A 12,153-nucleotide genomic window follows, 5' to 3' on the forward strand; every position below is an offset into this window, starting at 1 on the left:
TCAGCGCTCGTGTAAATGCAGCCCCAGATTGGGTGTTGGGGTTGCCGTTAAATCGGTTTTATCGGTATTTAATGTGGACGTTTAAAAATGACAGTGCAAAATAAGGCTCAATTTGTTGTTGATTTAACTGGTAACGTTGCACAGCGAGCCAAATCGTTTGGTAGCTCAATTTCAGCGATGGGCCGGACGGGCTCCCGTTCAATGCAAATGTTGTCGTCAGCAATGTCTGCGTCAAACAGGATGTTAGATAAATTTGACAATAAACTGGTCGGATTTGCAACAGGCGGTGGCTTAGTAATGGCTGCAAAAAAGGTTGGCGATTGGCAACAACAACTTACAGAACTTGGCACGCGTTACAATCTCACTGCTGAACAATCTGACGGCCTTTTAAATACCGTGTACGCAACTGGCGCAGCATACAAAATGCCGTACAGCGATGTAATTACAGCACTGGACAAAATGTTAGAGCGCACTAATGACGTGTCTGGCAGTATCAGTAATGTTGATAATATTGCTAAAGCTATAAAGGGTCTTGGGCTAAATGCAGATGAAGCTGGTGCGCATGTTGCACAATTAATGAATAAAGGTGTTACATCTGACAATATTAATAAATTATTTAACGGTGTTGCATCGGCGTCGAAAATTGGCACAGGGAATATTAGGGAGCAATTTGCGGGCATTGTTGAGCTGACAAAAAACACTCAATGGCAATCGCCAGAGCAGTTAATGCAGTTGTTGGCAATTCAGCGTCTGAGCGATGCCCAACTCGGTAATAGCGCCGATGCCGCATCAGCGTTGAAATCATTTGCCGACACCATCAAAGATAAGAAGGCTCAGCAAATATTAAAATTAAACGGAATTGATGTTTATTCAGATGCAAATAAACTACAATTCAAAGACCCCGCTCAACTGCTGCTAGAAATTGGCAATCGCTCAAAATTCAAAGAGCATAACCTAAAAACCATATTCCCTGAAAATCTGATAAAAACAACTCAGGCATTTGCAAATTCTGAGCAGCAACAAAAGCTGTTGGCCGGTGTAAAAATTGAGGACGGTTTACTGGAGAGCAAGACGTCAAAAAACATCAATACGTTCAATGGTGCGCTGACATCACTAACTAACGCTGGGGAGCGCTGGGCGCAATTAAAATTGGCTAAACCGATCCAGGATCTGGCTGATGCAATCAACTCTCTCACCCCTGAACAGCTAGACGCGTACACCAGCAAACTCGAAACGGGTGCCAAAATTATTGGTGGAGCGATTGCTGCGAGATACGTCTATAGGGGGTATCGAGGTATTAAAAATATGCTGGGTGGCCACAAATTAGGGGGCGCTATTGATTCGGCGGTGTCGTCAGCTGGTGCGACACCTGTGTTCGTAACCAACTGGCCAAGTGATTTTTCGGGCGCTGGTGGTAATAATCGGAGGGGGGGGGTTGGTTTTGGGCGAAATAACGCAAAATCACTCAATGTCGTTGCAGCTGCTGCCGAATTACTGATAAACAGACCGTCGATTGATGAGCTGCCGGAGACCCACCAGTTGCGACGATTGCAGGAAATGCGTGAGCACCCTGAGAGGTTTTACGATTTGGGTAACGAGCAAACATGGCGCAGGCACCTGTTTAATCCTGAAATAGATAATTCGCTGCAAAATTTTGACAGAAAATTAACTCACGCGCTCACGTCGGCAATCGACGCTGTAGTTCCGACAGGGGCTAGCGCGAACAGAGCGGTTAACGGCAATATCCCAATTCTGGCTGGTGCAAATAACGGTCGTTCAGAAATTGTACTGAAAATCGAGCCCGCCAACGGGCTGACGGTTAAAACAAAATCGGTCGATAATATTGCCAGCACTGATATTGTTGTTAATACAGGTAAAACGTACAGTATGTACGGTGGGGGGGCGTATTAATGCTGGATATTTTGAGGGGAGGTGGCACAAAAAACATCGGCAGAGGATCGTTTCGTGGGGTGCCGTTTTACGTTATCGATGAAGCGGCGCGCACGGGTGGCAATCGGCTGATCCGGCACGAATATCCGTTGCGCGACGTTGGTCTGGTCGAGAATATGGGGCGAACCACTGCGTCAACAACAATTAACGTTGTTGTTGTGGGTGACGATTGTAGGCAGCAGGCTGATACGCTGATTGACGCACTGGATAGTTCGGAATCGGGTGAATTACAGCACCCAGATTTCAAGACCCAGTTGGTTTACGTTGAGCAGTGGAGCTCCAGAACGGTCGCTAGCGAACAGCGTGTTGTTTATTTTTCTGTAACGTTTGTTCCGGATACGGACGAACAATCCCCTGTCGCCACACCAAACGGTATATCGATAATGGGCGCACTGTCTGACGTTCTCGGTGAGGGTCTGGTGAGTGATTTTGTTCGTGTTTTTGACGCTGTTGGTGAGGCCGTGTTATTTATCGAGGACTGTCTGGCGTACGGAGAGGCAATCGCCAACGGTATCACCAACGCGATTCGTGGCGCAGTTGGTGGGTCTGGTCTGTCGTCGTTACTGGGCAGAGTTAAATCGTATCAGGCGTCACTGAGGAATTTGTTTAAATCCCCCCAGATTGTAGCTCGTGAGCTGAGGGGATTGTTGGGTGGTATCGAGGAATTGTGTCGTGATAACAGGCAAAATAAAAATACCAATCAGGTTGTCGAGCAATTGGGGCTGGCGCGTCGGAATATAGTAACACCACCCGCAGCACTGCTGGTCGAATCAGGTGCGAGCACCACCCAAATACTCGAATCAGTTGAGTTAAATGTCAAAAATGCGACTGCGACTAAATCCAGAAATGTCGTAACCGACGCGTTGCAGTTGCTGGTTGATATGGTTATCGCCACTGAGGTTGCAAAAATCGCAGTGCAGGACGCGGCTAATGCCGTCAAAACGCAGCAGCCAGAAATTATTGTGACATATAACGACTGCCAGCGCGTAATCGGGGAGCACGGCAATAAACTGCAGGAACTGATTATTGCTAGTAGCGATGCGTATTGGTATAAATCAGCGCAGGCACTCAGGGGCGTTCGGCAGGCGTTTGTTGCCCAGCTGGAGGCGTTATCGATAAGGCTGCCTGCTGGCAAAATTATCGCGTTGTCGCAAACCGAGCCAGCGCTGGTGGCTCTTTATCGTGAGACCGGTAACGCTGCCCCTGTTGGGCAGTTTATACGCAGAAACGGACTGAGACACCCAACGTTTGCAGTTGGTGGCACTAGCTATGAGGTGATTGAGAATGAATAACGGGCCAGTTGTTGAGCTCTATATTGGCCATTTGATATATAGTGGCTGGACAGATGTGCGTATCACGCGTGGTATTGAGGATATGAGCGGCTCGTTTAGTCTGCAGCTCACGTCAAAAATTACTGTCAGTGACGGAAATATTCAGGTCGGTGCTGAATGTTACGTGGAAATTAACAATAACAGAGTAATAACGGGATATATCGATGACGTCGTAATTAATATTAGTGATACCGAGCACACAATAACGGTTACAGGTCGAGACAAAGTCGCCGACCTAATTGATTGTGCAGCAATTCACGCCTCGGGACGCTGGCGCAATGCGTCGCTACAAAAAATTGCGACGGATTTGTGTGGGGCGTTCGGTATTAATGTTGTCTGGAATGTGGACGATGGCGAGGCTGGAGAGGTGTTTAGGTGGCTGCAGATAGAGCCTGGCGAAACCGTGTTTGAGATACTGGCCAGAGCTACGCGTCAACGAGGGGTTATACTGACCAGTGACGTTTACGGGAATCTTGTATTCACGGGAGCGGGCAAAAAAAACATCTCCATATTAACGTTAGGTGACAATATCAAAAATTTGTGTATAACCCGCTCGTGGCGCGACAGATTTAGTCTGTATCGAGTTATCGGTGATTGTGCGGGGGGGGCAATTTGGGGTGAAACTCAAACCGCAACCCAGTCAACCGCAGTTTACGCCAACGCTGTTGATGAGTTGGTCACCCGTTACCGCCCTACAATTATCGTATCTGACGATAACCTCAATAAAAAAAGTGCGACGGTACGGGCCAACTGGGAGCGTCGTCGAGCCGCCGCACACGGACAGCAGTTTTCAGTTACCGTTCAGGGTTGGCTGTATGACGACGTCAATTTGTGGCTGCCAAACCACATGGTTTTTTTGACCGCTGAAACGTACGGATTGTTTGCTGAGGAGTTGCTGATTATAGAGGTTGAGTTCGGCGTCGGTAACGACGATGGTATGACAACAAAATTATTGTTGATGCCTCGCGACGGATTTCTCGCCCCCGCAGAGCCAGAAAAGCGGAGTGCAATATGGAGATAAAAATGTTTAGTCAGTTAAAGCGAAAGCTGCAGCTATTGGTTTCGCGTGCGGTTGTTAATATTGTCAACGATTCGTTCAAACAGCAAAACGTGCAGGTTAGTCTGCTATCCGGTGAAACAGCTGACGATGTTGAGCGATTTCAGAACTACGGGCACACGTCAGTGCCACCGACGGGCTCTGAGGCGATAATGCTCTCTGTGGGCGGAAAACGCCAGCATCTGGTCGCTGTTGCTGTTGATAACAAAACCGCTAGGCTAAAAGACCTGAAAATTGCAGACAGCGCTGTTTATCATGCTGAGGGGCACTACCTACTACTGACAGAGGAGCAATTAGTAAAAATGTTGTGCAAAAATTTGCACGTAATAGCTGATGAATTAATTTTGTTTGAAACGCCGCAAACCCAGTTTACGGGGAACGTGCGTATTATGGGTGGATATAGCGTGACAACAGGTACGAGCACCGCATCAGATCATATCAGTGGCAACGTTAGTTTTTTGAATCACGTGCACTATTGTCAGAAATGCGGGACAACAACGTCAAAACCAATGGTTGGGTAATGTGATGCAATTGACATGGGATGCCTATGCGGCAGATATCGATTATATTCACGGTAATGAGGTGTTAACGAATATTATCATATCGCTGTTTACAGATGCCAGAGCGCACGCAGACGACGTCCTGCCAGACGGCGGCACAGACCGTCGTGGTTGGTGGGGTGATACGTTCAGTAACAGAAAAATTGGCTCACGTTTATGGTTACTCAGTCGGGAAAAGCAGCTGTCGTCAGTCCTGCGGCGAGCACAGGAGTATGCTGCAGAATCACTGCAATGGATGGTCGAGGAGAATTTGGTAAAATCCGTCGAGGTCGTTGCAACAAATCCGTCGCGTGGCGTTTTAATGTTGACGGTTCGACCTGTCCTGTTGAGTGACGCTGACGTTCCGGAGTATTCGTTTACAGCAGTTTTAAATAGTATTTAGATGAGGTTTAAATGTCGTACACACCACCCAGATTAACGGAGTTAATTAAACGGACGGCGGAGGATTTCCGTGCCGTCGGAATTCAGTCGTTATTGATTGAATCAATTGCGATGGCCCACGCGGGGCAGGTGAACGGATTGTATGAGTTTTTGGGTTGGATATCGCGTCAGATTGTGCCACATCTCGCTGATGACGAAATCCTGCTGCTGTTTTGTCAGTTTTGGGGGGTTCAACGAAAAATGCCCGCCCGCTCGTCAGGGCGATTAAAATTGACTGTTCGAGGGGATGCTGCAATTACTGCGGGCACTCAGTGGCAAACAGAATCCGGATTTATCGTTGAGTGCGTTCAGTCTGCCCTGTTGGGTGCGGGAATATCGACAGTAGAGGTTACTGCTGTGACTGAGGGCGCGTTAGGTAATATGGCTGGCGGCACTAAATTTGAATTGATTTCGCCTGTTGCAAACGTTGAGAGTGCGGCAATTTTGGATTCAGCGGGGCTGACTGGGGGCGCTGATATTGAAAGCATTAGCTCGTTGCGTACGCGATTGTTGTTTCGTGTCCAATATCCGCCGTCGGGTGGTAACCGGTGGGACTATATCCGGTGGGCACGAGAATGCGCCGGTGTTACGCGTGCGTGGTGTGTTCCGGCGCCAATGTATTGCAATTATGTGATAGTCCTGTTTGTGCTGGATGAACGACCGAATATTGTGCCCACTGACAGCGATCTGGCTCGTGTGCGTGAACATATAAATGGACACGTCAATCCGGTTACAAATCAGTTTGAGGGTAAACCACCAGCGGCAGAGTTAATTGTTCGTGCGCCAGTAATCAAACCGATTAACCCGCAGATCCGATTATTTCCGGACACGCCCGAAACGCGAGCCGCAGTTCATCAATCGTTGACTGAATTGTTAAATGGATCACAATTGGGCGAAAATTTTTACCTGTCCCACATACGCGCGGCAGTTTCAAATACAACAGGCGTTATTGACCACAGAATTAATCTGGTCGAGGACGTTGAGGTGAATAACGACGAACTGGCTGTGTTAGGGGTAATTACGTGGCTATGACACCGTTGGACTATCAGCGTGCTGGACTGCAATTACTGCCAAATGGTTACGCGTGGAATAAAGAGGCAGGTAGCGAAAACGCAAAACTGCAATTGGGATTTGGTCACGAATTTTCACGTGTTGAATCAACCGCAGAATCGCTATTGCGGGAGGTGTTGCCCAGTGAATCAATGTGGTTACTGGCAGAATGGGAGGCGTTTGCGGGACTACCTGACTGTACCACTGACGAAACAGCAACTATCGATACGCGCCACCACGCGCTATCTGCAAAACTGCGGATGTCGCCGTCGCTGTGCGCCCTATTTCTGGAAAAAATTGCGGCTGATCGAGGGTATAAAATTAAGATAGTGGATAAACACCCCCATCATTGTCTGCGCAGTGTGAATTATCCGCTGAATCCGTGGCGTAACTGGTGGGTGGCGTATGTACAGGTTTTTAACCGTGCGTCACGTTGCATGACAGTATTAGACGGTGTTCAAACCTATCTACGGGTCAGCGATTACGGCGATTTGGAGTGTCTGCTGGAACGATATAAGCCGGCGCACGTCAATTTAATTTACGAGGAGATGTGATGTTTCACCTAGATAACAATAGTGGCATCGATGTAATGCCGACAATCAAACAAACGTCATCAAGAATGGAAAAGTGGTTTACTGAGGGAGATACTCAAACACCACCTAGTTATCCTGGCGCAGACTGGTTTAATATTGTTCAGGCTGAATTGCTGAATGTATTGGGTGCGGCTGGGATTCAGCCTGTAAAAAGTGAGCTAGGCCAGTTGAGTGCGGCTGTCAGGTCGTTGGTGTCAGCTGGTGCGTTTTTGCCAGCCCAAAAATCCGATGACGTAAATTATCAGGTTGACAGAATCGTCAATTTTTCGAGACGCCCAATGCTCAATGGTTCTGATGTGGTGGTTAAATCGGATTTTGTGTATGAGGTGACGCCGTCCACCACTGTTTTGAGGCGCGCTGATGGGTTAATTATTCAGCATTTCAGAGCTAGCTACCACGCAGGGCACGGTGAGATCGGCACGGTTGTTTCACTGCCGGTGGCGTTTCCAACAGGGTTTTATTTTGTGATGTGTGGTGATGGATATAACGGCTGTCACTCTGTTAGCGCAGTTCCGAATTCGCTATCGTCCGTGAGAATTTGGGGTAAAAATGACGGTGTGTATACAGATTCGTCAGTGCAAATGATGGCTATCGGGAGGTAGGATAACGTGATTTATTACAATGCGACAAATAACGGGTTTTATGTTAACGAAATTAATGAGATTCCTAGTGAATCGGTTGAGATAACTGCAGAATTACACGCAGAATTAATGCAAAAACAGTCAGAGGGGTTCACTATTAAGCCGGATGAAAATGGTGCTCCTGTAGCCGTTAAACCCACTCTGAATACCGATGAAATCAGGGCGGTGAATAAAGCTAGAAAGAGCCAGCTAATTAGCTATGCCAGTCAGCAGCTCTCAATACTACAGGATGTTGTTGAATTCAGTGAGGCCACTGATAATGATATAGCTCAATTAATAGAGTGGAGACGATATCGAGTTGCGCTATCCAAAATTGATGCTGATGTTGGTCATGAAATAGAATGGCCAGAACAGCCAGTCTAAGTTTTGCTATTGGTAAATTCGGTTAGTGCGATAATAATTTGGGTTGTCGCGTTGACCGGATTTTATTTTCGTTGTGGCGGGCGCGCTACATCAGTTGTATCTTGCGGTTTATCCCTGTGTATACAGGGAACACTTATTATAACTTATTGTTTATTAATTAAAATAGTAAGGTGAAAAAATCTACCAAATTTTTTGATGCTTTTTTAAGCAATTGATAATTAAGCATTATCGGCTTAAATTTATAATATTATCATAATGTTAAGCGTAATTTGTAAGGAATTTTGTACGACATTTTTTTCTATAATTTTTGTTCGCACCACGCAATAGTGAGTTGATCGGCATATTCCTTAGTCATTTTTTCTGTGGCACTGCTTAACTGTGTAAATTTTTGGCTTATTATCTCTTTACTGGGTAGTAATCGAGCCCTTTTATATTATTATTTTTTAAATGAAATCTAGTCATGTCCCACTTAAAATATGCGTTTTCTCATCTTGATTATTATTATTTATAGAAGGATATTCCTTGTGGTAACAATTACACTATTGTAACGAGTTTTTTTGATTACGATACTCTATGACCCTTTTGATTTGTATATTTAGTCACATGCCCTAAATTTTAAGGTCAATCTATATTATTCTTTGACCTTTAATAGAAGGTGTTATGCTTTTAGAAGTAACAATAAGATAGCTTTTACTGTTTTCATTGGGGGGTTAATTAAATTCCTCAATAATTAATTTTTTATATTTATAATCAGTACTAAAAGAACCTTTTTCGTTCCATATAGTATCCGTGACTTTTATGTATAGAATATTGTCATTCCAAACCAAATCCCAAATAATCCATTTTTCTGTTTCGAAACAAAAATTATGCTCTATATGATCATGTTTAATCTTGTATAAGTCTATAATTGATTTTGATCCTTCATAATCTAAATAAAAGGTAGTAAAATGCGTTTTTGCCTTATTTATATAGGGTATTCCTTGTAAAGTAATGGTATTATTTTTGTTATCCTGAATTTTAACCTCGCTATCTTCATAAGATGAAACTGTAATAATATCCTTATTCAAGGGTTTCCAATAACCATAATAGTCATGAATTTTCATGGATTCGTTATCGTTCAAATTATTTACATAGGTTTTATTGTTCACTTTTAGGTATAATTCTGTTTTTATGAATCTTTTATCATTTTTTTCAATCATTGGGTCATAAATTTTTTTCATATGACGGAACTCTTCTGCGCTGCTTTTTTTTTCTATAAAGTTTATTGAAAACTTTTTTAGATTATTAGCTTCGCTATTTGTTGTATAACTACCTACCAGAAATAAAAAAATAGATAAGAAAAGGTGTTTTATCATTTTTGTTTTAACGCTATGTAATTTGGGTTATATCGGTGATTTATCTTTGTGTATGCGGGGAAACATGGTCGCTGCCGACGATTTCACTGTCCACAAAAAAATAGGCAATTTCTTTTTCAGCTGATGATAATGAGTCAGAACCATGAACGGCATTTTCAGTTACGTTGTCAGCAAAATCTGCACGTAATGTGCCTGTAGGGGCTTTTGATAAATCCGTTGGGCCCATAAGATCACGATAACGTTTGATAGCATTTTCACCCTCTAATACTTGTACTATAATCGGACCAGAGATCATAAATTTAATTAAGTTATTGAAAAACGGTTTTCCTTGATGTTCGGCATAGAAACCTTCTGCTTGTGTTTGGGTCAATTTAAGCATTTTTATTGCAATGATATTAAGATTTGCTTGAGTTATTCGAGTTTCTATTTCGCCCATTAAATGTTTTTTTATGGCATTGGGTTTAATAATTGATAAAGTACGTTCAATAGCCATTGTGCGTTATCCTTGTTAATCTGAAGTAAATTGGATTCGTGTTATTTGTCCACTTTCATCGAGTAATAATAATCGATGTTGTCCTTTTTTCACGATTGTTAATGCGATTTTATCATTATCAGTTGATTGGGCAACAAGTTCTCCATCTAGAAACCACCATTTTTCGCCCACTCCACCTTCGGCAAACAGTTCGATATTTATTTGATTTTGTCCCGGTAGCGATTTAACAAATTGCTGGTTTTTCATTCCGATAATTGTTAATGTAGAAAAAATATTTTTTTCCATCATAGGACAATCTTTATCGATTGGTGGAATAAGTGAATTTCTTCGCTCTTTCGGTAATAACCAGTTTTCCAGTGCTATCGGCCAAAGTGCTATTGTTTTTTTCTGAGCACCAGCACAATCAGGCGCAACACGTTTTCCTTGATCATTAATCCATACATTTATCCAACCAGTGCGATAAATAGTTTTAAGTTCATTTAATGAATTTTGCGTTGGTGGAATCATGTTATTTAATACCCAAGCCGTTTTTTGACGGTGACAATTAGCATCTGTTACAGGTAATATTTGTCCAGTAGGCCAACATATTTTTTCTGATGTGACCGAGTCCGGTTTAACCGAAATTGGTAACGGTCGATTAATTCGATTTTCTTTATTTAATAATATTGAGTTTACTTGTTGCAAAATTGGGGTAGCGGTAATTGCACCATATTGACCTATTACTGGTGTTCCGTCAGGACGACCAACCCATACTCCAATTAAGTAACGAGGATTGATGCCGACAGCCCATGCGTCTCGATATCCATAGCTGGTGCCTGTTTTATAATAAACGCGATTATTATTAATAAGCATTTGTTTTGTGATCCATGCACTACCCTCAGAAATAAACGGTTGATTAATGATAGGTTCATTTTGAGTAAATCTTAATGGGCTAACTTCACCTTGTCGAGCAAAGGCACTGTAAGCACTCACTAAATTATCCATTCTTAACGAAGCCCCACCTAAAATATAAGCGATATTAGGATTGTTGCCTTGTGAAATCAATGGCAACCCCACGCTAAAAAGTTTAGCTGCAAATCGTTTTGGACCATAGAGTTCAATAAGCTGTACTGCCGGAAGATTAAGGGATTTTCGCAGTGCATTTGAGGCGCTGACGGGTCCGTTAAAATCTTCGTCAAAATTAGTGGGTCGATAATCAGTACTTATACGCGGCACATCTTGCAGTAAAGATTCAGAATGAATCATTCCATCATCAATCGCAAAAGCATAGATAAAGGGTTTTAATGTTGAGCCTGGTGATCGTAGTGCTTTGATCATATCAATCTGTCCAAAGCGTTCTTTATCATTAAAATCCGCTGATCCTAAATATGCTTTCACCGTCATATCAGTATGATCGACAACTAATATCGCAAGCGATGTTTTAGGGGGTAACTGTTTTTTGCGGTTTAATACCATATCTTCAAGATGATATTGAAGTGATGGATCAATAGTTGAATGAATAATTTCATCATTAGGATATTGCTGCTTTAAACGATAAGATAGCAATGGTGCTAGTTGTGGGGATTTGCGAGGATGTACCCACACTTCATCTTGCTTAACTTGCTCAATAATTGCTGGTGTCCAGACTTGATATGTTGCTAGGCGATCCAAGACTTTGTCGCGTGCTTGTTTGGCTCGCTCTGGATATTTATCCGGTCTTAATCGGCTTGGCGCTTGGGGTAAAACCGCTAATAAAGCAGCTTCGCTACGAGTTAACGCACTGGGTTTTTTACCAAAATATGACCAGCTCGCAGCCCCAATACCTTCTATTGTTCCCCCATAAGGAGCATGGTTAATATATAGCGTGAGTATTTCTTTTTTACTGTAATGCAGTTCAAGTTGTAAAGTTCGAAATATTTGCTTTAATTTACCTGAAAGCGTTCGTTCATGAGGATAGAGTAATCTGGCAACTTGCATTGATATTGTACTACCACCAGATATAATTCTATCATTATTGATATTTTGCCAAGCAGCACGAAGCAAAGAAAAAGGGTTTATCCCAACATGTTCATAAAAATAGCGATCTTCGTAATTTAATAAAACATCCAGATAATAATCAGGAACTTCATCGAGTTTTACGGAATAACGCCAAATACCATTTTCATCAGCAAATCGCCACAAGGGTGTTCCGTCTTGCGCAACTATTGTTTGAGTAGGTTTATTTTTTGAAATTGATATGGGAAAAAGGTAATCAGCGATGAGAAACATAATTAACCCAAAAAATCCGAAAATGAATAGCCAAATAAGAAGTTTAAAAAGGCGTTTTATTATCTTCATTGTCATTATCTAATTTCAGGAGTT

At 43.0% G+C, this 12,153-nt stretch carries 12 protein-coding genes; 9 read left to right on the forward strand and 3 right to left on the reverse strand.

Translation table 11 applies throughout. From position 1 onward, the window contains the following. Positions 1-87 precede the first annotated feature (87 nt). From ACGH6R_RS02500 to ACGH6R_RS02540, 9 genes are read left to right on the forward strand one after another with little or no spacing between them, the layout of a single operon-like run. On the forward strand, positions 88-1,911 hold the full coding sequence (locus ACGH6R_RS02500) for a hypothetical protein (RefSeq protein ID WP_411598803.1): 1,824 nt from the start codon (positions 88-90) through the stop codon (positions 1,909-1,911). Then, positions 1,911-3,242: a DNA circularization protein gene (locus ACGH6R_RS02505; protein ID WP_411598804.1), complete on the forward strand. Its 1,332-nt coding sequence runs from the start codon at positions 1,911-1,913 to the stop codon at positions 3,240-3,242. Before ACGH6R_RS02500 ends, ACGH6R_RS02505 begins: the two co-directional genes overlap by 1 nt. Continuing rightward, positions 3,235-4,302: a phage baseplate assembly protein gene (locus tag ACGH6R_RS02510; RefSeq protein ID WP_411598805.1), complete on the forward strand. Its 1,068-nt coding sequence runs from the start codon at positions 3,235-3,237 to the stop codon at positions 4,300-4,302. The genes ACGH6R_RS02505 and ACGH6R_RS02510 overlap by 8 nt, the downstream gene beginning before the upstream one ends. Continuing rightward, positions 4,293-4,859, forward strand: coding sequence for a phage baseplate assembly protein V (locus ACGH6R_RS02515; protein ID WP_411598806.1), 567 nt, complete (start codon positions 4,293-4,295; stop codon positions 4,857-4,859). The genes ACGH6R_RS02510 and ACGH6R_RS02515 overlap by 10 nt, the downstream gene beginning before the upstream one ends. Positions 4,860-4,863: 4 nt before the next feature. After that, a complete protein-coding gene (locus ACGH6R_RS02520; protein WP_411598807.1) occupies positions 4,864-5,280 on the forward strand; it encodes a phage GP46 family protein in 417 nt (138 codons plus the stop codon). Positions 5,281-5,291: 11 nt separating this feature from the next. After that, entirely contained in the window at positions 5,292-6,350 is a 1,059-nt protein-coding gene (locus tag ACGH6R_RS02525; protein ID WP_411598808.1) for a baseplate J/gp47 family protein, read from the forward strand. Beyond that, complete coding sequence (locus ACGH6R_RS02530; RefSeq protein ID WP_411598963.1) at positions 6,347-6,922, forward strand: YmfQ family protein; 576 nt, start codon at positions 6,347-6,349, stop codon at positions 6,920-6,922. Before ACGH6R_RS02525 ends, ACGH6R_RS02530 begins: the two co-directional genes overlap by 4 nt. Beyond that, on the forward strand, positions 6,922-7,563 hold the full coding sequence (locus tag ACGH6R_RS02535) for a hypothetical protein (protein ID WP_411598809.1): 642 nt from the start codon (positions 6,922-6,924) through the stop codon (positions 7,561-7,563). The genes ACGH6R_RS02530 and ACGH6R_RS02535 overlap by 1 nt, the downstream gene beginning before the upstream one ends. Positions 7,564-7,569: 6 nt before the next feature. Next, the gene (locus ACGH6R_RS02540) at positions 7,570-7,965 is read left to right on the forward strand and encodes a tail fiber assembly protein (protein WP_411598810.1); all 396 of its coding nucleotides are present in this window, start codon (positions 7,570-7,572) and stop codon (positions 7,963-7,965) included. Between the two features lie 710 nt (positions 7,966-8,675). Here the strand turns inward: ACGH6R_RS02540 and ACGH6R_RS02545 are convergent. From ACGH6R_RS02545 to pbpC, 3 genes are read right to left on the reverse strand one after another with little or no spacing between them, the layout of a single operon-like run. Then, entirely contained in the window at positions 8,676-9,320 is a 645-nt protein-coding gene (locus ACGH6R_RS02545) for a hypothetical protein (RefSeq protein ID WP_411598811.1), read from the reverse strand. Between the two features lie 40 nt (positions 9,321-9,360). Beyond that, on the reverse strand, positions 9,361-9,813 hold the full coding sequence (gene ndk, locus ACGH6R_RS02550; RefSeq protein ID WP_411590872.1) for a nucleoside-diphosphate kinase: 453 nt from the start codon (positions 9,811-9,813) through the stop codon (positions 9,361-9,363). A gap of 15 nt (positions 9,814-9,828) precedes the next feature. Next, positions 9,829-12,060, reverse strand: a complete 2,232-nt coding sequence (pbpC, locus tag ACGH6R_RS02555) for a penicillin-binding protein 1C (protein WP_411598812.1) — start codon at positions 12,058-12,060, stop codon at positions 9,829-9,831. Between the last annotated feature and the right edge of the window lie 93 nt (positions 12,061-12,153).

Origin of the sequence: Gilliamella sp. CG13 (assembly GCF_046635805.1) — a bacterium.
GTDB lineage: Bacteria > Pseudomonadota > Gammaproteobacteria > Enterobacterales > Orbaceae > Gilliamella > Gilliamella apicola_I.

Bases quoted from the DNA above. Each gene is read 5' to 3' on its own strand.
- ACGH6R_RS02505 (WP_411598804.1), top strand. From the start codon at position 1,911: ATGCTGGATATTTTGAGGGGAGGTGGCACAAAAAACATCGGCAGAGGA.
- ACGH6R_RS02545 (WP_411598811.1), bottom strand. From the start codon at position 9,320: ATGATAAAACACCTTTTCTTATCTATTTTTTTATTTCTGGTAGGTAGT.
- pbpC (WP_411598812.1), bottom strand. From the start codon at position 12,060: ATGTTTCTCATCGCTGATTACCTTTTTCCCATATCAATTTCAAAAAAT.
- ACGH6R_RS02510 (WP_411598805.1), top strand. From the start codon at position 3,235: ATGAATAACGGGCCAGTTGTTGAGCTCTATATTGGCCATTTGATATAT.
- ACGH6R_RS02500 (WP_411598803.1), top strand. From the start codon at position 88: ATGACAGTGCAAAATAAGGCTCAATTTGTTGTTGATTTAACTGGTAAC.
- ACGH6R_RS02535 (WP_411598809.1), top strand. From the start codon at position 6,922: ATGTTTCACCTAGATAACAATAGTGGCATCGATGTAATGCCGACAATC.
- ndk (WP_411590872.1), bottom strand. From the start codon at position 9,813: ATGGCTATTGAACGTACTTTATCAATTATTAAACCCAATGCCATAAAA.
- ACGH6R_RS02520 (WP_411598807.1), top strand. From the start codon at position 4,864: ATGCAATTGACATGGGATGCCTATGCGGCAGATATCGATTATATTCAC.
- ACGH6R_RS02525 (WP_411598808.1), top strand. From the start codon at position 5,292: ATGTCGTACACACCACCCAGATTAACGGAGTTAATTAAACGGACGGCG.
- ACGH6R_RS02515 (WP_411598806.1), top strand. From the start codon at position 4,293: ATGGAGATAAAAATGTTTAGTCAGTTAAAGCGAAAGCTGCAGCTATTG.
- ACGH6R_RS02530 (WP_411598963.1), top strand. From the start codon at position 6,347: ATGACACCGTTGGACTATCAGCGTGCTGGACTGCAATTACTGCCAAAT.